At 69.4% G+C, this 20,214-nt stretch carries 22 protein-coding genes and 1 tRNA gene; 15 read left to right on the forward strand and 8 right to left on the reverse strand.

The genetic code is table 11. From position 1 onward, the window contains the following. Position 1: 1 nt before the first annotated feature. Positions 2 to 808, forward strand: coding sequence for a nucleotidyltransferase (locus tag ACN20J_RS22770; protein ID WP_419666647.1), 807 nt, complete (start codon positions 2 to 4; stop codon positions 806 to 808). A 49-nt stretch (positions 809 to 857) separates the two neighbouring features. Here ACN20J_RS22770 and ACN20J_RS22775 read toward each other — a convergent pair whose 3' ends face one another. The 4 genes from ACN20J_RS22775 to ACN20J_RS22790 all read right to left on the reverse strand — a co-directional run bounded on the left by ACN20J_RS22775 (position 858) and on the right by ACN20J_RS22790 (position 3,332). Next, positions 858 to 1,697 (reverse strand): MBL fold metallo-hydrolase, encoded by an 840-nt coding sequence (locus ACN20J_RS22775; RefSeq protein ID WP_189843230.1) that lies wholly within the window; start codon positions 1,695 to 1,697, stop codon positions 858 to 860. Continuing rightward, positions 1,694 to 2,563 (reverse strand): NUDIX hydrolase, encoded by an 870-nt coding sequence (locus ACN20J_RS22780; RefSeq protein WP_055612643.1) that lies wholly within the window; start codon positions 2,561 to 2,563, stop codon positions 1,694 to 1,696. The genes ACN20J_RS22775 and ACN20J_RS22780 overlap by 4 nt, the downstream gene beginning before the upstream one ends. Positions 2,564 to 2,706: 143 nt before the next feature. Then, on the reverse strand, positions 2,707 to 3,174 hold the full coding sequence (locus ACN20J_RS22785) for a RidA family protein (protein WP_362001187.1): 468 nt from the start codon (positions 3,172 to 3,174) through the stop codon (positions 2,707 to 2,709). Then, the gene (locus tag ACN20J_RS22790) at positions 3,171 to 3,332 is read right to left on the reverse strand and encodes a DUF4177 domain-containing protein (RefSeq protein ID WP_107099910.1); all 162 of its coding nucleotides are present in this window, start codon (positions 3,330 to 3,332) and stop codon (positions 3,171 to 3,173) included. The genes ACN20J_RS22785 and ACN20J_RS22790 overlap by 4 nt, the downstream gene beginning before the upstream one ends. Before the next feature lie 130 nt (positions 3,333 to 3,462). Here ACN20J_RS22790 and ACN20J_RS22795 point away from each other — a divergent pair, with 130 nt between their 5' ends. Together ACN20J_RS22795 and ACN20J_RS22800 are read left to right on the forward strand one after the other, a co-directional pair. Next, on the forward strand, positions 3,463 to 4,440 hold the full coding sequence (locus tag ACN20J_RS22795; protein ID WP_055612640.1) for an ArsA-related P-loop ATPase: 978 nt from the start codon (positions 3,463 to 3,465) through the stop codon (positions 4,438 to 4,440). Continuing rightward, positions 4,437 to 5,915, forward strand: coding sequence for an ArsA family ATPase (locus tag ACN20J_RS22800; protein WP_361910025.1), 1,479 nt, complete (start codon positions 4,437 to 4,439; stop codon positions 5,913 to 5,915). The genes ACN20J_RS22795 and ACN20J_RS22800 overlap by 4 nt, the downstream gene beginning before the upstream one ends. Before the next feature lie 131 nt (positions 5,916 to 6,046). Here ACN20J_RS22800 and wblA read toward each other — a convergent pair whose 3' ends face one another. Next, complete coding sequence (wblA, locus tag ACN20J_RS22805) at positions 6,047 to 6,385, reverse strand: transcriptional regulator WblA (protein ID WP_055515737.1); 339 nt, start codon at positions 6,383 to 6,385, stop codon at positions 6,047 to 6,049. 408 nt (positions 6,386 to 6,793) lie between these two features. Between wblA and ACN20J_RS22810 the strand changes: the two genes are divergently transcribed. After that, positions 6,794 to 9,079 (forward strand): transglycosylase domain-containing protein, encoded by a 2,286-nt coding sequence (locus ACN20J_RS22810; protein WP_419666648.1) that lies wholly within the window; start codon positions 6,794 to 6,796, stop codon positions 9,077 to 9,079. A 142-nt stretch (positions 9,080 to 9,221) separates the two neighbouring features. Here ACN20J_RS22810 and ACN20J_RS22815 read toward each other — a convergent pair whose 3' ends face one another. Then, the gene (locus ACN20J_RS22815) at positions 9,222 to 9,686 is read right to left on the reverse strand and encodes a GatB/YqeY domain-containing protein (protein WP_055617054.1); all 465 of its coding nucleotides are present in this window, start codon (positions 9,684 to 9,686) and stop codon (positions 9,222 to 9,224) included. Positions 9,687 to 9,839: 153 nt separating this feature from the next. Here ACN20J_RS22815 and ACN20J_RS22820 point away from each other — a divergent pair, with 153 nt between their 5' ends. From ACN20J_RS22820 to ACN20J_RS22855, 8 genes are all read left to right on the forward strand, one after another. Beyond that, positions 9,840 to 10,772 (forward strand): metallophosphoesterase, encoded by a 933-nt coding sequence (locus tag ACN20J_RS22820; protein ID WP_055617053.1) that lies wholly within the window; start codon positions 9,840 to 9,842, stop codon positions 10,770 to 10,772. A gap of 271 nt (positions 10,773 to 11,043) precedes the next feature. Next, positions 11,044 to 11,847 (forward strand): Pr6Pr family membrane protein, encoded by an 804-nt coding sequence (locus tag ACN20J_RS22825; protein WP_419666649.1) that lies wholly within the window; start codon positions 11,044 to 11,046, stop codon positions 11,845 to 11,847. 51 nt (positions 11,848 to 11,898) lie between these two features. After that, positions 11,899 to 11,972 (forward strand) — tRNA-Pro (locus ACN20J_RS22830). Between the two features lie 243 nt (positions 11,973 to 12,215). Next, entirely contained in the window at positions 12,216 to 12,890 is a 675-nt protein-coding gene (locus tag ACN20J_RS22835; protein ID WP_189843236.1) for a DUF488 family protein, read from the forward strand. 119 nt (positions 12,891 to 13,009) lie between these two features. Continuing rightward, on the forward strand, positions 13,010 to 13,795 hold the full coding sequence (locus ACN20J_RS22840; protein ID WP_419668929.1) for a hypothetical protein: 786 nt from the start codon (positions 13,010 to 13,012) through the stop codon (positions 13,793 to 13,795). 215 nt (positions 13,796 to 14,010) lie between these two features. Continuing rightward, entirely contained in the window at positions 14,011 to 14,907 is an 897-nt protein-coding gene (locus ACN20J_RS22845; RefSeq protein ID WP_419668930.1) for a phosphorothioated DNA-binding restriction endonuclease, read from the forward strand. Positions 14,908 to 14,970: 63 nt separating this feature from the next. Then, positions 14,971 to 15,249 carry a CopG family transcriptional regulator gene (locus ACN20J_RS22850; protein ID WP_037735482.1) on the forward strand — a complete coding sequence of 93 codons (279 nt, stop codon included), beginning with the start codon at positions 14,971 to 14,973 and terminating at the stop codon, positions 15,247 to 15,249. Further along, entirely contained in the window at positions 15,246 to 15,671 is a 426-nt protein-coding gene (locus tag ACN20J_RS22855; RefSeq protein ID WP_189843237.1) for a PIN domain-containing protein, read from the forward strand. Before ACN20J_RS22850 ends, ACN20J_RS22855 begins: the two co-directional genes overlap by 4 nt. Before the next feature lie 213 nt (positions 15,672 to 15,884). Here the strand turns inward: ACN20J_RS22855 and ACN20J_RS22860 are convergent, their stop codons facing one another. After that, the gene (locus ACN20J_RS22860) at positions 15,885 to 16,088 is read right to left on the reverse strand and encodes a hypothetical protein (RefSeq protein WP_419666650.1); all 204 of its coding nucleotides are present in this window, start codon (positions 16,086 to 16,088) and stop codon (positions 15,885 to 15,887) included. Positions 16,089 to 16,444: 356 nt separating this feature from the next. Next, complete coding sequence (locus ACN20J_RS22865; protein ID WP_419666651.1) at positions 16,445 to 17,443, reverse strand: helix-turn-helix transcriptional regulator; 999 nt, start codon at positions 17,441 to 17,443, stop codon at positions 16,445 to 16,447. 246 nt (positions 17,444 to 17,689) lie between these two features. On the opposite strand from ACN20J_RS22865, the gene ACN20J_RS22870 reads away from it, so the two are divergent. From ACN20J_RS22870 to ACN20J_RS22880, 3 genes are all read left to right on the forward strand, one after another. Then, positions 17,690 to 18,307 carry an ester cyclase gene (locus ACN20J_RS22870; RefSeq protein WP_419666652.1) on the forward strand — a complete coding sequence of 206 codons (618 nt, stop codon included), beginning with the start codon at positions 17,690 to 17,692 and terminating at the stop codon, positions 18,305 to 18,307. A 187-nt stretch (positions 18,308 to 18,494) separates the two neighbouring features. Beyond that, positions 18,495 to 19,262: an SDR family NAD(P)-dependent oxidoreductase gene (locus ACN20J_RS22875; protein ID WP_419666653.1), complete on the forward strand. Its 768-nt coding sequence runs from the start codon at positions 18,495 to 18,497 to the stop codon at positions 19,260 to 19,262. Positions 19,263 to 19,347: 85 nt separating this feature from the next. Further along, entirely contained in the window at positions 19,348 to 20,202 is an 855-nt protein-coding gene (locus tag ACN20J_RS22880) for an SDR family oxidoreductase (protein WP_419666654.1), read from the forward strand. Positions 20,203 to 20,214 lie beyond the last annotated feature (12 nt).

The following is a 20,214-nucleotide window of genomic DNA, read 5'->3' on the forward strand; positions in this document are numbered from 1 at the left end:
CATGCCGAACAAGGGGCTCGACTCCCGGGGATACATCGAACGCGAGGGATCCCTGGGGCTGATCCCGCGCGCGTTCCGGCCCGTGGTGGCCACGGCCCGCGACCGGGTGCTGGACGTCTTCGGGGCGCGGCTGCACAGCGCGTACCTGTACGGGTCGATCCCGCGCGGCACCGCGCGCGTGGGGTGCTCCGACCTCGATCTGCTGCTGGCCCTGCGCGAGGAGCCCACGGAGGCGGACCGTTCGGACGCCCGCTCGCTCGACGAGGCGCTGGACAAGGAGTTCCCGCAGATCGACGGGGCGGGGACGCTGCTGGTCGGCCGGGAGCAGGTGCTGAGCGACCTGGAGAGGCACGATCTCGGCTGGTTCGTGGCCTGCCTCTGTACGCCGCTGCTGGGCGAGGACCTCGCCGAGGACCTGCCGCGCTACCGGCCCGACACGCTCCTCGCCCGCGAGACGAACGGCGACCTCGCGCTGTTCCTCCCCCGGTGGCGCGAGCGGATCGCGGAGGCGGGCGCCTCGGAGGAGGCCCTGCGGCCCCTCGTGCGCTTCATGTCACGTCATCTCGTCCGCACGGCCTTCACCCTCGTCATGCCCCGCTGGAACGGCTGGACGAGCGATCTGACGGAGATGGCCGAGGCGTTCGGCACGTACTACCCGGAACGGGCCGCGCAACTGCGGGAGGCGGCCGTCCTCGGGCACGAGCCGAGGGGTGATGCCGCCGTCCTGCGGTCGTACGTCGACGATCTCGGGCCGTGGCTCGCCGAGGAGTACGCGCGCGTGCACGGCATCAAGAAACCGCGCCCCTAGGGAGGGCGTTTTCGAAACCGTGCCCCCAGGAGGGCCGTTTTCCCGCTTCTCAGGCCTCCCCGATGAGCCCGTGCTCCCGGAGATAGTCCATCTGAGCCAGCACCGACAGCTCCGCCGCCGGCCACAGGGAGCGGTCGACGTCGGCGTAGACGTGGGCGACGACCTGGGACGAGGTCGTGTAGCCGTCCTCGACCGCCGTCTCGACCTGGGCGAGGCGGTGGGCGCGGTGGGCGAGGTAGAACTCGACGGCGCCCTGGGCGTCCTCCAGGACCGGCCCGTGGCCCGGCAGGACCATGTGCACGCCGTCGTCGACCGTGAGGGACCTGAGGCGCCTCAGGGAGTCCAGGTAGTCGCCCAGGCGCCCGTCGGGGTGCGCGACGACCGTGGTGCCCCGGCCCAGGATCGTGTCGCCGGTCAGGACGGCCCGGTCGGCGGGCAGATGGAAGCAGAGCGAGTCCGCGGTGTGGCCGGGGGTGGACACGACGCGCAGCTCCAGGCCGCCCGTGGTGACGACGTTCCCGGCCGCCAGGCCCTCGTCGCCGAGCCGCAGCGCCGGGTCGAGCGCCCGCACCTTCGTCCCGGTCAGTTCCGCGAACCGTCCGGCGCCCTCCGCGTGGTCCGGGTGCCCGTGCGTCAGCAGGGTCAGTGCGACGCGCTTGCCGGCCTTCTCGGCGATGTCGACGACGTTCCGCAGGTGTACGTCGTCCAGGGGCCCCGGGTCGATCACCACCGCCAGCTCGGAGTCCGGCTCGGCCACGATCCAGGTGTTCGTGCCGTCCAGGGTCATCGCGGAGGGGTTGGGCGCCAGGACGTTGACGGCACGCGCGGTGGCGGGGCCCGAGAGCACCCCACCCCGTGGCTGGCCGGGAAGGGCGGCGGCGTCGGTCATGCGGAGGCTCCACCGGTCGGGATGTGCTTGGTGAACTCGTCGTGGCCGGGCCAGCTGAGCACCAGCTCGCCGCCTTCCAGGCGGGCCTGGGCCAGGACGGGCGTCATGTCGCGCCCCGGTGCCGCGGCGAGGGCCTCGGCGGCGGTGGCGTACGCGCCGAGCTGGCGCAGGGTCGCGATGGTGGGCGGCATCATCAGCAGGTCGCCCTTGTCGTAGCCGTCCCTCGCGTCGGCGGGGCGGATCCAGACGGTGCGGTCGGCCTCCGTGGAGGCGTTGCGGGTGCGCTGGCCCTCCGGGAGCGCGGCCACGAAGAACCAGGTGTCGTAGCGGCGGGGCTCGAACTCGGGGGTGATCCAGCGGGTCCAGGCGCCGAGGAGGTCGGAGCGCAGGACGAGCCCCCGGCGCTCCAGGAACTCCGCGAAGGAGAGATCACGGGCGACCAGGGCCGCGCGGTCCGCCTCCCACTCCTCGCCGGTGGTGTCGCCGACCACGGTGTCCTCGGTGGGCCCGGCGAGCAGGACGCCCGCCTCCTCGTACGTCTCGCGCACCGCCGCGCAGACGATCGCCTGGGCGGTGGTCTCGTCGACGCCGAGCCGGGACGCCCACCACGCGCGCGTGGGGCCCGCCCAGCGGATCTGCCGGTCGTCGTCCCGGGGGTCCACACCGCCGCCCGGATACGCGTACGCGCCTCCGGCGAAGGCCATGGAGGCGCGTCTGCGCAGCATGTGCACGACGGGGGTGGAGTCGGTGTCCTTGAGCAGCATGACGGTGGCCGCCCGCCTGGGGGCGACCGGTGTCAGCGTGCCCTCCGCGAGCGCGCGGATTCTCTCGGGCCACTCAGGGGGATACCACTGCCCATTCGCCATGGGCGGAGGCTATCCCGGAGTGGGCTGATGTTCGAGAGGCAACGATCGCCTCCCCCAGGAGGCACGCCTACGCCATAGGAGCAGGCCCACGCCCCGGAATCCGCTCACGCCACCGAGCCATACCCATGCAACGGCGGACCGACTTACGCGTGCGTCAGCTCCACCAGGACCTCGACCTCGACGGGGGCGTCCAGCGGCAGCACCGCCACGCCGACCGCGCTGCGCGCGTGCACGCCCTTCTCGCCGAGGACCTCGCCGAGCAGCTCGCTCGCGCCGTTCAGCACGGCGGGCTGGCCCGTGAAGTCGGAGGCCGAGGCGACGAAGCCGACGACCTTCACCACGCGCGCGATGCGGTCGAGGTCACCCACGACCGACTTGACCGCCGCGAGGGCGTTCAGCGCACAGGTGCGGGCCAGGTCCTTGGCCTCCTCCGCAGTGACCTCCGCGCCCACCTTGCCGGTGACCGGAAGCTTTCCGTCCACCATCGGGAGCTGGCCGGCCGTGTACACGTACACACCCGACTGCACCGCGGGCTGGTACGCGGCCAGCGGCGGCACGACGTCCGGCAGGGTCAGTCCGAGCTCGGCCAGCTTCGCCTCGACGGCGCTCATGCGGCCTTCTCGCGCTTCAGATAGGCGACGAGCTGCTCGGGGTTGTTCGGCCCGGGCACGACCTGGACGAGCTCCCAGCCGTCCTCGCCCCAGGTGTCCAGAATCTGCTTCGTGGCGTGGACGAGCAGCGGCACGGTTGAGTATTCCCACTTGGTCATGAGGGCGACTGTATCCGCTGCCGCGCACGCCCTTCCGCGGACCTCGTCGAGGGCCTCGCCCGGGACCTCTCGCACAGCTTGTCCACAGCCTCCTGCGTACTTCCGCGGCCGACTGGTTAGGCTCGAAGACGTGAGCAGGCTCCAGGTCGTCAGCGGCAAGGGCGGTACCGGCAAGACCACGGTCGCCGCAGCACTCGCGCTCGCCCTAGCGACCGAGGGCAAGCGTGCCCTTCTGGTCGAGGTCGAGGGCAGGCAGGGCATCGCGCAGCTATTCGAAGCGCAGGCCCTGCCCTACGAGGAGCGGAAGATCGCCGTCGCTCCAGGGGGCGGGGAGGTGTTCGCCCTCGCCATAGACCCCGAACTGGCCCTTCTGGACTACCTCCAGATGTTCTACAAACTCGGCAGCGCCGGTCGCGCGCTGAAGAAACTCGGCGCCATCGACTTCGCGACCACCGTCGCGCCGGGCCTCAGGGACGTACTCCTGACGGGCAAGGCCTGCGAGGCGGTGCGCCGCAAGGACAAGCGCGGGCGCTTCGCGTACGACTACGTGGTGATGGACGCGCCGCCGACCGGCCGGATCACCCGCTTCCTGAACGTGAACGACGAGGTGGCGGGACTCGCCAAGATCGGCCCGATACACAATCAGGCGCAGGCCGTCATGCGGGTGCTCAAGTCGCCCGAGACCGCCGTGCACATGGTGACGCTGCTTGAGGAGATGCCCGTCCAGGAGACCGCGGACGGCATCGCCGAGCTGCGTGCCGCGCGGCTGCCGGTGGGGCGGATCATCGTGAACATGGTGCGGCCCTCGATCCTCGACGAGACCGATCTGGAGCTCACCCGCGAGGCGCCGCGCACGGCCATCGCCAAGTCGCTGTCCGCCGCCGGACTCGGTGGCGCGCGTCGCGGCGGGGTCGCCGAGCGGCTGGTGGAACCGCTGCTGACCCAGGCCGACGAGTACGCCGAGCGGCACGCGTTGGAGCGCGACCAGCGGGCCGTGCTCCAGGGCCTGGACCTGCCCCTGCACGAACTCCCGCTGCTCGCCGAGGGAATGGACCTCGGGGGCCTGTACGAACTCGCCAAGGAACTGCGTCAGCAAGGGATCTCATGAGCCAGGACCCGGCCCGCGCACACGACACGACCCACTCGCACGAGCCCGCCCGCGGCATAGACGCCGCCGCCGTCCTGGACGTCGATCCGCTGATCGACGACCCGAAGACCCGCATCGTGGTCTGCTGCGGCTCGGGCGGTGTCGGCAAGACCACCACGGCGGCGGCCCTCGGGCTGCGCGCGGCCGAGCGCGGCCGCAAGGTGGTCGTCCTCACCATCGACCCGGCGCGCAGGCTCGCCCAGTCCATGGGCATCGACGCGCTGGACAACACCCCTCGCCGGGTGAAGGGCGTCGACGACTCCGCGGACGGCGAACTGCACGCGATGATGCTCGACATGAAGCGCACCTTCGACGAGATCGTCGAGGCGCACGCGGACCCCGAGCGGGCGGCCGCGATCCTCAACAACCCCTTCTACCAGTCGCTTTCGGCGGGCTTCGCGGGCACGCAGGAGTACATGGCGATGGAGAAGCTGGGCCAGCTGCGGGCCCGCGAGGAGTGGGACCTCATCGTCGTCGACACCCCGCCCTCGCGCTCGGCGCTCGACTTCCTGGACGCCCCGAAGCGGCTCGGGTCGTTCCTGGACGGCAAGTTGATCCGGCTGCTGACGGCTCCGGCGAAGCTGGGCGGCCGGGCCGGGATGAAGTTCCTGAACGTCGGGATGTCGATGATGACCGGCACCCTCGGCAAACTACTGGGCGGCCAGCTCCTCAAGGACGTCCAGACGTTCGTGGCCGCGATGGACACCACCTTCGGTGGCTTCCGCACCCGCGCGGACGCCACGTACAAGCTGCTCCAGGCGCCCGGGACGGCTTTCCTGGTCGTCGCGGCCCCGGAGCGGGACGCGCTGCGCGAGGCGGCGTACTTCGTGGAGCGGCTGGCCGCCGAGGACATGCCGCTCGCGGGGCTCGTGCTGAACCGCGTCCACGGCAGCGGCGCGGCCCAGCTGTCGGCGGAGCGGGCGCTGGCCGCCGCGGAGACCCTCGACCTCGCCGCCGGTCCGGTCGAACACCCCGCGGCCGGTCCGGCCGAACCCGGTGCCGATCCGGCCGTCGCGGAAAATCTTGACGAGGCCCGCATTGTGGATCAGTCGGGCGGGAAAGCTGGACTTCGTAACTCTCCCGACACGTACGGCAGTTCAGAATCACCCGCTACCCAGACCACCGTTCCCCAGGCTCCCGCGCCCGACGCAGGCTCCCCCGCCGCGGACCGGACCACCGCCGAAGGAGCCGGGACGGACGAGCCCACGGACGACCGAACCGTCGAACAACTCACGGCAGGCCTGTTGAGGCTGCACGCCGAGCGCATGCAGCTGCTCCACCGCGAGCAGCGCACACGCGACCGCTTCGCCGCACGCCACCCCGAAGTGGCGGTGGCCGAAGTTGCCGCGCTGCCCGGCGATGTGCACGACCTCGCAGGGCTGCGGAACATCGGGGAGCGGCTCGCGGCCGGTACCTCGCCGGCCGGAGCTGCGTAGCCTCTCGGGGCCACAGTGGCCCCAGTTGCGTGCGGACGCCGTATACGACGCCGTGCGGGGTCGCGTGTACGTCACGTGGCCCCCTGACGCATACGGGGCCGATGGGACCCCGGTTGCGTGCGGAGAGGCTGTCAGCCCACCGCCGCGTAGTTCTCGTACACCTCTTCCTCGTCGAGAGGCAGAATGCCCGCCCCTCGCTCGTACTCGGTACGCGCGGTTTCGAGCAGCCTGCGCCAAGAGGTGACGGTGGGCCGCCTGCGCAGCAGTGCGCGGCGCTCCCGCTCCGTCATTCCTCCCCACACGCCGAACTCGACGCGGTTGTCCAGCGCGTCGGCCAGGCACTCCGTGCGTACCGGACACCCGGTGCACACTGCCTTGGCCCTGTTCTGCGCTGCTCCTTGAACGAACAGTTCATCCGGATCGGTAGTGCGGCAGGCCGCCTGCGCACTCCAGTCGGTTACCCAGCCCATACCGGCGCCGTCCTCTCCCGAATCGAGGCTCCCCCACGGCGGCAGCGGCATATTCACCGCCGCCAGTTGAGGACGTTACGGAAGGTGGGCACAGTCAACCAGCCCCTTCGGGCCCAATCTTGAATGGCCCGAATGGACTATGGGTACGCGACAGATCACCCAACGGAGTGACCCGGCGACATCCGTGACCTTCCCGGCAAACCGGGACAGTTGAGTTGCGTCACATCGGACACCAACTGACACATGAGGCGGATTCGGGCACGTGCTCAACAAAAAAGTTGAGTGCCGACCGAAACGATTCGGGGTCGCCGGACGTATTGATACGTAGCCCTACTGCTGTGACAGTTGAGAGCAGCTTAGGCCAAGGCCTATACGTGTGTCCGGCGAATGAGAACGTAGGCTGCCCTCATGCCAAAGAAGCGCTCGGGCGGTGGTCTGTCGCCAACGCAGCAGGCCGCCAAGTTCCTCGGTGTCAGTGTGCTCGCGGGAGCCGTCATGGCCGGAATCGCCGTGCCGGCGTTCGGCGCGCTCGGTCTCGCGGCCAAGGGTTCGGTCGAGGGGTTCGACGAGATCCCCACCAACCTGAAGCGGCCACCGCTGAGCCAGCGCACGACGATCCTGGACAGCAAGGGCGGCCAGATCGCCACGGTCTACTCCCGTGACCGCACGGTGGTCGACCTCAAGGACATCTCGCCGTACATGCAGAAGGCGATCGTCGCGATCGAGGACGCGCGGTTCTACGAGCACGGCGCGGTCGACCTCAAGGGCGTCCTGCGGGCGCTCAACAAGAACGCGCAGAGCGGTGGCGTCTCCGAGGGCGCCTCCACGCTCACGCAGCAGTACGTGAAGAACGTCTTCGTGGAGGAGGCCGGCAACGACGCGGATCTCGTCGCCCAGGCCACCCAGCAGACCCTCGGCCGGAAGGTCCGCGAGCTGAAGTTCGCGATCCAGGTCGAGGAGGAGCTCGGCAAGAAGAAGATCCTCGAGAACTACCTGAACATCACGTTCTTCGGTCAGCAGGCGTACGGGGTCGAGGCCGCGGCCCAGCGGTACTTCTCCAAGTCCGCCAAGGACCTGAAGGTGGAGGAGGCCGCGCTGCTCGCCGGCATCGTCCAGTCGCCGAGCCGGTACGACCCGGTCAACGACGAGGAGGAGGCCGTCAAGCGGCGCAACACCGTGCTGCAGCGGATGGCCGACGTCCACGACATCTCCCAGGCGGAGGCCGACAAGGCCAAGAAGAAGCCGCTCGGCCTGAAGGTCAGCAAGCCCAAGAACGGCTGCATCACCGCGGTCAAGGGCGCCGGCTTCTTCTGTGACTACGTCCGCGAGGTCTTCCTGAACGACCCGGTCTTCGGCAAGACCCAGAAGGCCCGGGCCAAGATCTGGAACCAGGGCGGCCTGACGATCAGGACGACGCTCGACCCGCAGTCCCAGGAGTCGGCGCAGGCCTCGATCAAGGACCACGTCTACAAGAGCGACGACGTGGCGACCGCCGCCACCATCGTCGAGCCCGGCACCGGCAAGATCCTCGCGATGGGCCAGTCGCGTCCGTACGGCTTCGGCAAGAACGAGACGCAGATGAACCTGTCCGTGGACGCGAACATGGGCGGCGGCGCGGGCTACCAGCCCGGTTCGACGTTCAAGCCGATCGTGGCCGCGGCGGCCATCGAGGGCGGCAAGCCGGCGAACCAGGTGTACTCGTCGCCGTACGAGATGGACTACCCGAGCCCGGTCTCGGCCTGTGACGGCAAGAGCTGGAACGAGAAGGGCGTCCCGGTCGCCAACGAGAACGAGACCGAGGTCGGCCCGTACGACATGCAGGACGCGACCGCGAAGTCGGTCAACACGTACTACATCCAGCTGATCAGCGACATCGGCATCTGCCCCGTGACCGACATGGCGGGCAAGATGGGCGTCGAGCGCGCCGACGGCAAGAAGATGAACCAGGCCCCGTCGATCGCGCTCGGCACGCAGGAGATGTCCCCGCTGACGATGGCGAGCGCGTACGCGACCTTCGCCACGCGGGGCACGTACTGCTCACCGATCGCCATCGAGTCGATCCGCCAGACCGTCGGCGGCCAGAAGAAGTCCCTGCCGGTGCCGAAGTCGACGTGCTCACGCGCGATGTCCGAGAACACCGCCGACACGATCAACACGCTCCTCAAGGGCGTGGTCGAGGACGGTACGGGTTCCGAGGCGGGCCTCGACAGCCGGGCGAGCGCGGGCAAGACCGGTACGACGGACGAGCGCTACGCGGCCTGGTTCGTGGGCTACACCCCGAACATGGCCGGCGCGGTCTGGGTCGGCGACCCGGCCCACAAGCGGCGGATGACCAACATCACCATCGGCGGCGTCCCGTACGAGAAGGTCTTCGGCGGCAAGGTCCCCGGACCGATCTGGCGCGACATGATGGCCGGGGCCCTGGAGGGCAAGGACGCACCCCAGTTCAACCTCGTCAACATCCCGCGCGGCGACACCGGCAAGGACGACGGCCGCGGCGACGAGGACGACGACGGTGACGAGGACGGCAACAACGGGGGCAACGGCGGGAACGACGGTGACAACGGTGACGGCAACAACGGCGGAAACGGCAACCCGCAGTTCCCCAATCCGACCATCTCGATCCCCGAGGAGTGGACGATCAACGGGAACGACAATGGCGGCGGGAACGGGAATGGTGGGAACTTCCCGTAGGCCGTAGTTCGTAGTCCGTAGTTACGTGGATGGGGGCGCCCCTTGTGACAAGGGGCGCCCCCATCCACGTACCGGCGTGCGGCGTGCGGGGATGGTCGGGGCCGTCTCGGCGGCCCCGACTCAGCAGCCCGTCAGCAGTTGCTCAGCCCGCGAGCAGCTTCTTGACCACCCCGGCGACACGGCCGCCCTCGGCCAGGCCCGCCACCTTCGGGTTCACGATCTTCATGACCTGGCCCATGGCGCGCGGACCCTCGGCACCGGCGGCCTTCGCCTCCTCGACCGCCTGCGCGACGATCTGCTGGAGCTCGTCGTCGGAGAGCTGCTTGGGCAGGTACTCGGCGAGGACCACGCCCTCCGCCTTCTCGCGCTCGGCCGACTCCGCGCGGCCACCCTGCGCGAAGGCCTCGGCCGCCTCGCGGCGCTTCTTCGCCTCCTTGGCGATCACCTTCTGCACCTCGTCGTCGGAGAGCTCGCGCTTCGACGTGCCCGCGACCTCCTCCTTCTGGATGGCGGCGAGGGTCAGCCGGAGCGTCGAGGAGCGGAGCTCGTCGCGCTCCTTGATCGCGGCGTTGAGGTCTGCCTGCAGCTTCGACTTGAGCGTGGTCATGGGGTGATTGTCGCAGGTGTGGTGCGACCGCTGCCCATGGATTTCCGGCGCTCCCCTCGACGCGCCTCCGATGCTTCTCCGGCGCCCCTTCGATGCCGCTCCGCCGGTCCTCCGATGGTCTTACGAGTGTGTGGGGTCTGACACGATGGGCTCATGCGCGCGCGATACGGAGTACCTCTGGGAATCGCGGCGGCTGGCGCCGCCGGTCTGCTCTACTCGGCGGGTTTCGAAGCCCGCTCCTTCCGTCTGCGACGGGTGACGGTCCCGGTGCTGCCGCCCGGGATGCGACCGCTGCGCGTGCTCCAGGTCTCCGACATCCACATGGTGAGCGGCCAGCGCAAGAAGCAGCGCTGGCTGCGGTCGCTGGCCGGGCTGCGTCCCGACTTCGTCATCAACACCGGGGACAACCTGTCGGACCCGGAGGGCGTGCCCGAGGTGATGGACGCCCTCGGTCCGCTGATGGAGTTCCCGGGCGCGTACGTCTTCGGCTCGAACGACTACTACGGGCCCAAACCCCGCAACCCCGCCCGCTACTTGCTCGAGAAGGCGCAGGGCAGGCACGGGCTGAACGGCAACGCGCCCGTCGTCGGCGTGATCCACAACCCGTGGGAGCCGCTGCGCGACGGCTTCGACGCGGCGGGCTGGCTGAACCTGACGAACGCCCGGGGTTCGCTGAAGATCGACGGCTTCGAGGTCGAGCTGACCGGGCTCGACGACCCGCACATCAAGCGCGACCGCTACGCGCGTGTGGCCGGCGGCCCGTCCGACTCGGCCGACCTCTCGCTGGGCATCGTGCACGCCCCGTACCTGCGCACGCTGGACGCCTTCACCGCGGACGGCTACCCCCTGATCCTGGCGGGCCACACCCACGGCGGCCAGCTGTGCATCCCGTTCTACGGCGCCCTCATCACCAACTGCGACCTGGACACGGAACGGGTGAAGGGCCTGTCCACACACACGGAGACGGAGTCCGGGCGGACGGCGTACATGCACGTGTCGGCGGGCTGCGGCACGAACCGCTACACGCCCGTACGGTTCGCGTGCCCGCCGGAGGCTACGTTGCTCACGTTGGTGGGGCGGGGCTGAGGGCTCCGGCCCGGGGCCCAAGGCCGTGGGAGCTGCGGGGCCGAGGGGGTCCCGGGGCGGTTGGAGTTGCGGGGCCGAAGGGGCTTCGGGGGTTGTGGTTGGGCGGCGGGGCGAGCGCTGACGCGCAGGGGATGGCGGGGGCGAGCGCTGACGCGTGGAGTGCGTGGTGGCGAGTGAGGCACGCAGGGGCATGTAGCGGCATGGAAAGCGGCACCGCCCGACCGGTTCAACCCATCTCGCCCCTTTTGCTCAACCCGCTTAACGTGAGGGAATGACCGCCCCTCTGCCCGCAGATATCCCGGACATACCCGTCCTCCCAGGCGTGGCCGCCAACGCCGCCGCCATCGTCCCCGTCGTCCCGGCGGACGCGGTGGTCCCCCGCGTCCGCCGCCCCCTGGTCGCCGTCTTCCGCCTCCTCGTCGCGCTGACGGCGGCCGCGGGTGTGACGCTCGCGCTGGTCCTGGGCACCCCGTCCCGGGTCATGAGCCACTTCACGATCCTGAGCAGCGTCGTGGTGGCCGCGGTGTTCACCGCCTCGGCGTGGCGGGCATGGACGGCCCGCCGCCCGCTACCGCCGTCGGTCACCGCCGGCGCGATGCTGTACGCGGTCGGCGCGGGCCTGGTCCAGCACGTGATCCTGGCGAACGGTTCGAGCGCTCTCTCCATCACGGGCGACACCGGGACGCTCACCGGCTGGCCGGCCCTCACGAACCAGCTCCTGCACACGGCGGTCCCGGTCATGGCCGTAGTGGACTGGTTCCTGCTGACCCGCCCGGGCCCGCTGCGTCTCCACAGCGCGGCCACGTGGCTGGTGCTGCCCGCCGCGTACCTGGCCTTCACCCTGGCCCGGGGCGCGCTGCTGCCTGCCGGCACCCAGGCCCGCTACCCGTACCCCTTCCTGGACGTCTCCCGACACGGCTACGTAGAGGTCCTCGGCAACGCCACCGTCCTGGGCCTCGCCTGCTACGCACTGGCCCTCCTCCTCGTCGCCCTCGACCACATCCGCCCCGTCCCACGCCGCCACCGACCCCCCGAAAACCGGATTTCGTCTCCGGCCACCGGTGGGCTAAAGTAAACGACGTCGCCACGGACATGGCTCACGCAAGTAGCCTGCTCGAAGCGACATCGGGGTGTAGCGCAGCTTGGCAGCGCGCTTCGTTCGGGACGAAGAGGTCGTGGGTTCAAATCCCGCCACCCCGACAGTGAAGTACCAGGTCAGGGGCCTGATCCGCAGTGCGGGTCGGGCCCCTGAGTGGTTCCTGGAGATCGCTTGGGAGAAATCTGGGAGAAGGTCTTGGTCGGCTTCTCCCAGGAGCAGTCTCCAGTGCCGCAGGAAGAGCGGTGCTCGCGCGCCCTCGGACCTGCGCGTTCGCCAATCCAGGGCTCGTAATTGACCAGGAGCACCCGTGCGGGCCACCCCAACGGTCGTTAGGAACACCGCACATGGCAGGTCCTCGCTCAGCGCCTCCCCACGCCCGCGCGCTCGCTCAGCGGGTTCGTGCATTACGGGAGAACCGCGGGTGGACGCGGGACCGGCTGGCCAAGGAGGCGGGCATCGCCGTCGGGACGCTGGGCCGCTTGGAAAGCGGGGGAGCGATCCAGCCAGGTTTCTTCACCGTTGGCGCGGTCGCCGAGGCTCTTACGGTCTCCCTCGATGACCTGTTCCGGGCAGTCCCGGACTCTCCCGGCCTCTGGTCCGCGGGGTACGAAGGCCGGGACATCGACTCGTTCGTAGCCTCGCTCCTCGACAGCCGTATCGATGTCGTGGCGGACGTACGGCTCACCCCGATCAGCCGCAAGAGGGGCTTCAGCAAGACCCGGCTCGGGGAGGCCCTGGCCGAGGCCGACATCGAGTACATCCACCTGCGTGGCCTGGGGAATCCCAAGGACAACCGGGAGCCCTTCTGGGACGGCCGCGTCGACTTGGGTCGGACGCGTTTCCGTGGCCTGCTGCAGTCTGCAGAGGCCCAGTCCGATCTCGATCGCCTCGCCGAGCGCGCCCTGCAATCCCGGGTCGCGGTGCTGTGCTTCGAGAAGGACGAGAGCCGCTGCCACCGCCAGGTCGTTCTAGAGACGGTCAGCAAACAGGCAGCCTTGCCTGTAATTCCCCTGGCCTGACTTCATCTCTCGCTCCTGCACGCGCTCTTGCCGGTGGCCCATGCCTCTCCTCCTATCAGATCGGGAGATCAGTCGAGGGGGCAATCATGGGATCGAGGAGTCGGCAGCGCGCGCGGATCATGATCACGGTGAAGACGTATCCGGAACTGTCCACGAAGTACCACGAGACAAGCTGCGTGGCCGGCATACGGCTCGACCAGGGAGCGCCAGAGCACGTGCGGCTCTTCCCGGTCCCTTTCCGGTTGCTGCATGAAGAGAGCCAGTTCGCCAAGTACTCAATCATTGAGGTCGACGTGCACCGGCACCACGGCGACCGTCGCCCCGAGAGCTTGCGCCCCAACATGGAGACTCTCAAGGTTGTCGAGCGCCTTGGGTCAGCGGACGGCTGGCGCGAACGCTTCTCGCATATCCGGCCCCTCGTGGCGCCGTCCCTATGCGCCATTAAGCGAGATCAACAGATGCGGGGTACGTCGCTCGGCATCTTCCGCCCAGCGGAATTCACTGGCTTCCGCTTCGCCCCTGCCGAACCCTGGCCCGCTTCGAAGGCCGCCCTGGCTGATCAGTTGGATCTCCTCGCTCAGGACCTTCGCCAACTGGAGTGGGTGCCAATTGAGTTCCGGTACAGCTTCCGATGCGCGGACAAGGAGTGCGGCGGTCACAACATGGGGCTAAGGGACTGGGAGGCGGGCGAGTCGTACCGCAAGTTCCTTCGCCAGTACGGGAAGGAAGACGTGGAGGAGAAGCTCCGCGAGCGCTGGTTCGACCGGATGGTCACTCCGGAGAAGGCCGTGCACTGCTTCGTGGGCAACGTCGCAGCCCGCCCCAAGACTTTCCTGCTGCTAGGCCTGTTCTACCCGCGACGGGATGTCGTCGAGAACTTCCAGGAGAGCCTGTTCGACCTGTGAGGGTGCGCGCCTACTACGTCGACATCGCCCACTTCATGGCCGGCCTTCCGCTTCCCGAGCACACCGCGCGAGCACGGTGGATCGACGGAGAACAACGGACCCGCGAACGATGGCGCCACCTGGTTGCGACACGTCGCAATCACCTCGCCACGACTCGTTAGGCTTTCCACATGCGCAGATCGCTGGTCGACGAGGCGCGACTACGATCGCCGGTCATGGACTGGCTGGAGCGCACCGCAAAGCTGAGGCAGTGGAGCAGAAGCGGGACCCGCGCTCCGCACAAGCCGTTGCTGTTGCTCTACGCCCTCGGTCGGTTCCAGCAGGATGCCGCCGGCGAAGTGCGGTACAGCGCGGTGGAGGAGGATCTGCAGCGGCTGCTGACCGAGTACGGTCCGCCGAACAGGACGACTCCGGCCTACCCGTTCCACCACCTGGTGAGCGACGGCGTGTGGGAGGTGCGCACCGATCGCGGACCGGGCAGCCCCGGCAGCGGGGTGCGGGAGTTGCGGGGTGCGGGGGCCACTGGACGGCTGGCGCCGGAACTGAGGGCAGCGCTGCGGCGTGAGCCGGCGCTGCTCGGCCGGATGGCACGGGTCCTCCTCGACCTGCACTTCCCGCCTTCGCTCCACGGCGATCTGTGCGAAGCCGTCGGCCTGGAGCTGGAGCCGGCGGAGACCGGACAGCTCTCGGCCACCGCACGGAGGCGGCGGGATCCGCGGATGCGGGAGCGGGTCCTGACGGCCTACGAGTATCAGTGCGCCTTCTGCGGCTACGACGGCAGAATCGGCGCGGTGCCGGTCGGGCTGGAGGCCGCACACGTGCGCTGGTGGGCGTTCGACGGACCGGACGACGTCGACAACGGACTGTGCCTGTGCTCGCTGCACCACAAGCTCTTCGACAAGGGCGTCCTCGGTGCCGGCGAGGGCCACCGCATCCTGGTCTCCCAGCGCTTTATCGGCCACAGCTCCGCCGCCCGCGAGCACGTCATCGCGCTCGCCGACCGACCAATCATCGGACCTCAACCGGGCGCCCACCCCGTCGCCACGATCCACCGCTCTTGGCACACCAGCCAGGTCTTTCACGGCAGCCCACGCCCTGCCACGGCAGCCTGAACATCGAATCGTCGGCCGCGCCTCACTGGTACGTAGCGTGATACCAAGAGTATGGTCTCCTGTATGGCGACAAAGAAGGTGACCGTGACGATCCCCGAGGATCTCCTGGACGAGATCCGCGCGGACGCGGCAGAGCGGGGCTTGTCGGCGTACGTCGCCGAGGCGCTGCGCTTCAAGCGCGACCGGGACCGGCTCCTGGAACTGGTCGACTGGCTACAGGAAGAACACGGCCCCGTGACTGAGGACGAGCGTGTGGCAGCCCTCGACGAGCTGGAGGATCTCGACGCCGAACACGAGCGGCGCCGCACCTCCGGACAGCACAACGCCGGAGAGGCTGCGTGAAGAAGCGAGCCGGTGAGCACGGGCAGAGGCCGCTACGTGTCTTCGTCCTGGACTGTGAAGCCCTCTCCCTGGCAGTGCGCGGTGATCGGAAGATGATCGCCTGGCTCGACCTCGCAGCGCGAGGGGAGGCCGAAGTGCTGACGTCGCCGATGACCCTGGTCGAGGCGTATGACGGCAGAACGACCGAACAGCGCTGGGACTGGGTCCTGTCCCGGCTCCAGGTCGCCGACATCGGGAAGGACGAGGCCCGCCAGGCACGCCGGCTCCTGGCCGACGCCAAGCTGCACGGCCACAAGTACGCGATCGACGCCGTGCTCGCCGTCATCGCGCGACAGCAGAAGGGACAGGTCACCGTCTTCACCTCGGACGTCGACGACCTGGAGAAGCTGGTCCCGGACACGATCGTCGTCAAGAAGGTGTGACCCGACCCACGCCCCTCAAGGGCCCGCAGCTGGGATGGCACCGACCCGGGAGTGGGACATCCCGCACGGCTTCGAGCCCCGGATCCTGACCAGGACAGACGCGTCAATCGCCCTACCTGACCGGGCTCTCATCACTCACTGCCGCGGCAGCCTTCGCGAGCTCGGACTCGGCCCGCTCCCGCGCTTCCTGCGCACGGCCTGCTGCCCTTCTGATCACGGCCAGGAACCGAAGAACGCCGCCAAGACACCAGCGATCACTGCACTGTTATGAGCCCAGCGGGCGACCACGCGTGCGTGTCGCAGGTTCAGCCCGGCGGTCGAGGCGTTCGACGGCTTCTCGGACTGGGTGAGCTTCGGCCAGTACAGCACGGTGACGGATAGCGACCCGGCCGAACAGGAGAAGGACGTGAAGTTCACCTCCCTGCTGGCCAACCTGGTGATCTATCTCCGCCCCATACGCCAATCGGCACCAGGAACGGGAGCCGTGCCACGGCCGAGGATCCTCCGTCAGATGCCTTTGGCCTTTCGGCCGTTACTACCGGCGCCCTGGCTGAAGCTGCCGTGCGCGCAGGGATCTCGAAGGTCCTGCGCACACAACGAGGGACGGTCGGCCGGTCGCGGAGCGCGTTCCAGTAGCCGTACGGCTTCGTACTCAGCCCGTGCCGCGTCCCAGCGACGCTGTCGGCGTGCCACGTAACGTTCGGCCAACTCGCCGAACAATCACGGCCATGTGCCCCAGCCAGCAGCCAGGGCGGGGCGCAGCGCGCAGGACATCAGTCGCGTGGCTCGGCCAGCTCGGAGTCGTCGGTCGATGCGGGGGTGTCTGTCGACGCGGGATCCGCGAGGTCGTCGTTCTTCGTCGCAGACCAGCTCGCCAGCAAGTTGAGGGCCTCCTGGGAGTGGGAAGCGGGCTCGGGGGTGTAGGTGAGGAGGAGCTGGCTGGGGTCCGTGCCGAGTGGGAAGGTTTCGAAGGGGAGGTCCAGGTCTCCGACCACCGGGTGGTGGAGGCGCTTCGCGCCGGTGGTGTGGATTCGGACGTTGTGGGCTGCCCAACGGCGGCGGAACTCCTCGCTGCGGGTGGACAGTTCCCCGATCAGGTCCGTCAGCCGCCGGTCGTAGGCGTCGCGGCCGGCCTCGGCGCGCAGCATGGCGACCGTGTCGTTCGCGACCTCGTCCCAGTCGCGGAAGAACTCGGTCGCGTGCGGGTCGAGGAAGACGAAGCGGGCGTTGTTCGGTGGGCGTGCCGGGTCGGCGGGGGCGGCGGAGTCGGCGGGCGCCGCGTAGACCGGGGAGAACAGCGCTCGCCCTAGGGCGTTGGCCGCCAGGATGTCCAGGCGTCCGCTCAGTACGAACGCGGGTGTGCCGGTCATCGAGTCGAGCACGCGTTGTACCGCGGGCCGGACGCGCTGCTGAACCGGCCGACGGCGCGGCGGACGGGTCGTGCCGGCCCCTCGCAGCAGGTCGAGCAGGTGGATTCGCTCGGCCTCGTCGAGCTGCAGCGCCTGTGCGATGCCGTCGATGACGCTCTCGGAGACGCCGGTGGCGTTGCCGCGTTCCAGTCGCGTGTAGTACTCGCTGGAGATGCCCGCCAGCAGGGCCACCTCCTCCCGGCGCAGACCGGTGACCCGTCGGCGGTCGCCGCCGTACGTGGGCAGTCCGGCCTGCTCAGGGGTGACCCTGGCCCGTCGCGTGCCCAGGAATTCCCGGATCTCTGCGCGGAAATCGCCACGGACATCGCGATTAGTGCCGTACGGGTCGTTTCTGCCTGCCATGTTCTCCACTCTACGAGCGCTTCCCGGCGCCTGGGGGTCCCTCTCAGTGACCCCCTCAGCAGGGACTCCCACCCTCCCGTGACAACCGGTTCTGTTGGTGGTGCACCGCATGCACCGCATGCACCGCATGCACCGCATGCACCGCATATGGCGGTGTGAATCCCTCCGATCCCCCGATCCCTCCGATCACCCGGATCACCCGGATCACCCGGATCACCCGGATCACCCGAGATAAAGGGACTGGCAATGCGTCGATACAAGAAGCGGGCCGTCGTCGTCACGGCGCTGGGAGCGCTCGGCCTCGCGGCCTTCGGGGCCGGTGCCGCGGACGCCGTCGGCACGGTCCACGGCAACACCGGCACCAGCAAGAGCACGAGCACCGAAACCGGCTCCCGGTCGCCGTCCCGCGTCGCCGCCGAGTCCGCATCGTGGAGCCACCGGACCGCCCAGGCGAACAAGCGCATCATGCAGCGCTTCACCAGCGAGTTCCTGCCCACCGGCGATCCCGCGCTGGCCAGAAAATTCATCAGCCCGGACATCGTCATGCACTTCGCCGGAACGACACAGCAGGGCCGGGACACCTACCTCGGCGTCGTCGCCGCCAACATGAAGGCCATCCCCGACCTCGAGTGGACGGCGGAGGACATGCGGGCCGAGGGCGACACCGTCGCCGTCCGGTACGTCATGACCGGCACCCACCAGGGACCCTTCGCCGGCGTCGAGGCGACCGGCAAGGCCATCCGTGCCGAGAGCATGGCGTTCTACCGCCTGGCCGGCGGCAAGATCGTCGAGGAGCGCGCCCAGCTCGACATGCTCGGCATCCTCCAGCAGATGGGCGCCGTACCCGTCGCGCCCGCCGCGTAGCAGCGGAGCGCCGCACCGTACTTCACCCGCCTCCGCGCCGTATCGGCCCCCTGCGCCGTCACCACCGTGACCTGCGCTCGCCACCGCCGTGACCTGCGCCCGCCGCGCCCCTCCGTACGTACAGGTCCGGTCCCCCGGCCCCACGCCGCGCTCGCCCAGAGAACCCAAGCAAGAACAGGACACCCCCATGCCAACGAAACTGACCCACACCATCGCTCTCGTCACCGGTGCGAGCAGCGGTATCGGGGCCGCCACCGCCCGTCGGCTCGCCGAGGACGGTGCCTCCGTCGTCCTCGTGGCCCGCCGTAAGGACCGTCTGACAGAGCTCGCCGCCGAGATCGAGAAGACGGGCGGCACCGCGCTGGTCGTGGAGGCGGACATCGCCGACCGCGGCCAGGCCGAGGCCGCCGTACAGCGGACCGTCGAGCGCTTCGGACGCCTGGACATCGTGGTCAACAACGCGGGTCTGATGCTCCTGGGGCCCGTCGTCGACGCGGACGTCGAGGAGTGGGAGCGGATGATCGCCGTCAACGTCCAGGGTCTGCTCTACACCACCCGCGCCGCCCTCCCGCACCTGCTCAGGGCCGCCGAGGACGGGCCGCGCCGGGTCGCCGACGTCGTCAACATCAGCTCGATCGCGGGCCGGGTCGCCTGGAACGGATACGGCGTCTACAACCTGACCAAGTTCGGCATGAACGGCTTCACCGAGTCCCTTCGCCAGGAGGTCACCCAGCGGCACGTACGCGTCGGTGTCCTGGAGCCGGGCGGCGTGGACACCGAGCTGGGCTCGCACAACGACCACAAGCCCGAGATCCGCGAAGCGATCGGCACCTTCTTCGAGCAGACCGAGGTCCTCGCCCCCGACGACATCGCCGACGGCGTCGCGTACATGGTCACCCGGCCACGCCACGCCTCCGTCGGCGAGCTGTGGATCATGCCCACCGATCAGGCCTGATCGCCTTCTCAGCCCCACCCTTCCTCGACCCCACCCCTCATCACCGCGCCAATTCATCACCGCACCAATTGAAAGGAACCCAGCCATGAGCAAGGTCATTCTCGTCACCGGCGCCGGACGCGGTCTCGGCACCGACATCGCACGCGAGGCCCTCGCCGCAGGTCACCAGGTCGTCGCCACCGGCCGTCGCCCCGAAGAGGTCGAGAAGACTCTCGGCGGGCCGCAGGACAATCTGCTGGTCACCAAGCTGGACGTCACCAGCCCGGAGGACGCCGAGGCCGCCGCGCAGGCCGCCGTCGACCGCTTCGGCCGTATCGACGTGCTGATCAACAACGCCGGGAACTTCTTCGCCGGCTACTTCGAGGAGATCACGCCCGACCAGATGCGCCGGCAGATCGAGACCAACCTCTTCGGTCCGATGAACGTCACCCGCGCCGTCCTGCCCGTCCTGCGCAGGCAGCGCGCCGGCCACGTCATCACGCTCTCCTCGTCCGCCGGTCTGATCGGGCAGGAGTTCTGCGTCGCGTACGCCGCCTCCAAGTTCGGTGTGGAGGGCTGGATGGAGTCGCTGCGCTACGACGTCGAGCCGTACGGGATTCGCACCACCGTCGTCGAACCCGGCTTCTTCCGCACCGAGTTGCTCGTGGACGCCTCCACCACCTGGCCCGAGCCGACCATCGACGACTACGCCGAGCGCACCACCGCCACCATCGCGGCCTGGAAGAGCATGAACGGGCAGCAGACCGGCGACCCCGCCAAGCTCGCCCGCGCCCTGCTGAACATCGCCGACCGGGCCGAGCCGCCGCTGCGTTTCGTCGCCGGTGCCGACGCCATCGAAGGCGTCGAGGCCAAGGCCAGGGAACTCCTCGCCCAGGCCCAGGCATCCCGCGAGCTGGGCGGCGACCTGGCCTACGACGACACCACCACTGCCACCGCCTGACCCCCTCTCCCA

It is taken from the genome of Streptomyces sp. 2-1 (assembly GCF_048564895.1).
Lineage (GTDB): Bacteria > Actinomycetota > Actinomycetes > Streptomycetales > Streptomycetaceae > Streptomyces > Streptomyces phaeochromogenes.

Bases quoted from the DNA above. Each gene is read 5' to 3' on its own strand.
- wblA (WP_055515737.1), bottom strand. From the start codon at position 6,385: ATGGGCTGGGTAACCGACTGGAGTGCGCAGGCGGCCTGCCGCACTACC.
- ACN20J_RS22810 (WP_419666648.1), top strand. From the start codon at position 6,794: ATGCCAAAGAAGCGCTCGGGCGGTGGTCTGTCGCCAACGCAGCAGGCC.
- ACN20J_RS22820 (WP_055617053.1), top strand. From the start codon at position 9,840: ATGCGCGCGCGATACGGAGTACCTCTGGGAATCGCGGCGGCTGGCGCC.
- ACN20J_RS22775 (WP_189843230.1), bottom strand. From the start codon at position 1,697: ATGACCGACGCCGCCGCCCTTCCCGGCCAGCCACGGGGTGGGGTGCTC.
- ACN20J_RS22790 (WP_107099910.1), bottom strand. From the start codon at position 3,332: ATGACCAAGTGGGAATACTCAACCGTGCCGCTGCTCGTCCACGCCACG.
- ACN20J_RS22865 (WP_419666651.1), bottom strand. From the start codon at position 17,443: ATGGCAGGCAGAAACGACCCGTACGGCACTAATCGCGATGTCCGTGGC.
- ACN20J_RS22870 (WP_419666652.1), top strand. From the start codon at position 17,690: ATGCGTCGATACAAGAAGCGGGCCGTCGTCGTCACGGCGCTGGGAGCG.
- ACN20J_RS22845 (WP_419668930.1), top strand. From the start codon at position 14,011: ATGGACTGGCTGGAGCGCACCGCAAAGCTGAGGCAGTGGAGCAGAAGC.
- ACN20J_RS22770 (WP_419666647.1), top strand. From the start codon at position 2: ATGCCGAACAAGGGGCTCGACTCCCGGGGATACATCGAACGCGAGGGA.
- ACN20J_RS22780 (WP_055612643.1), bottom strand. From the start codon at position 2,563: ATGGCGAATGGGCAGTGGTATCCCCCTGAGTGGCCCGAGAGAATCCGC.
- ACN20J_RS22825 (WP_419666649.1), top strand. From the start codon at position 11,044: ATGACCGCCCCTCTGCCCGCAGATATCCCGGACATACCCGTCCTCCCA.
- ACN20J_RS22785 (WP_362001187.1), bottom strand. From the start codon at position 3,174: ATGAGCGCCGTCGAGGCGAAGCTGGCCGAGCTCGGACTGACCCTGCCG.
- ACN20J_RS22880 (WP_419666654.1), top strand. From the start codon at position 19,348: ATGAGCAAGGTCATTCTCGTCACCGGCGCCGGACGCGGTCTCGGCACC.
- ACN20J_RS22850 (WP_037735482.1), top strand. From the start codon at position 14,971: ATGGCGACAAAGAAGGTGACCGTGACGATCCCCGAGGATCTCCTGGAC.
- ACN20J_RS22800 (WP_361910025.1), top strand. From the start codon at position 4,437: ATGAGCCAGGACCCGGCCCGCGCACACGACACGACCCACTCGCACGAG.
- ACN20J_RS22815 (WP_055617054.1), bottom strand. From the start codon at position 9,686: ATGACCACGCTCAAGTCGAAGCTGCAGGCAGACCTCAACGCCGCGATC.
- ACN20J_RS22840 (WP_419668929.1), top strand. From the start codon at position 13,010: ATGATCACGGTGAAGACGTATCCGGAACTGTCCACGAAGTACCACGAG.
- ACN20J_RS22835 (WP_189843236.1), top strand. From the start codon at position 12,216: ATGGCAGGTCCTCGCTCAGCGCCTCCCCACGCCCGCGCGCTCGCTCAG.
- ACN20J_RS22875 (WP_419666653.1), top strand. From the start codon at position 18,495: ATGCCAACGAAACTGACCCACACCATCGCTCTCGTCACCGGTGCGAGC.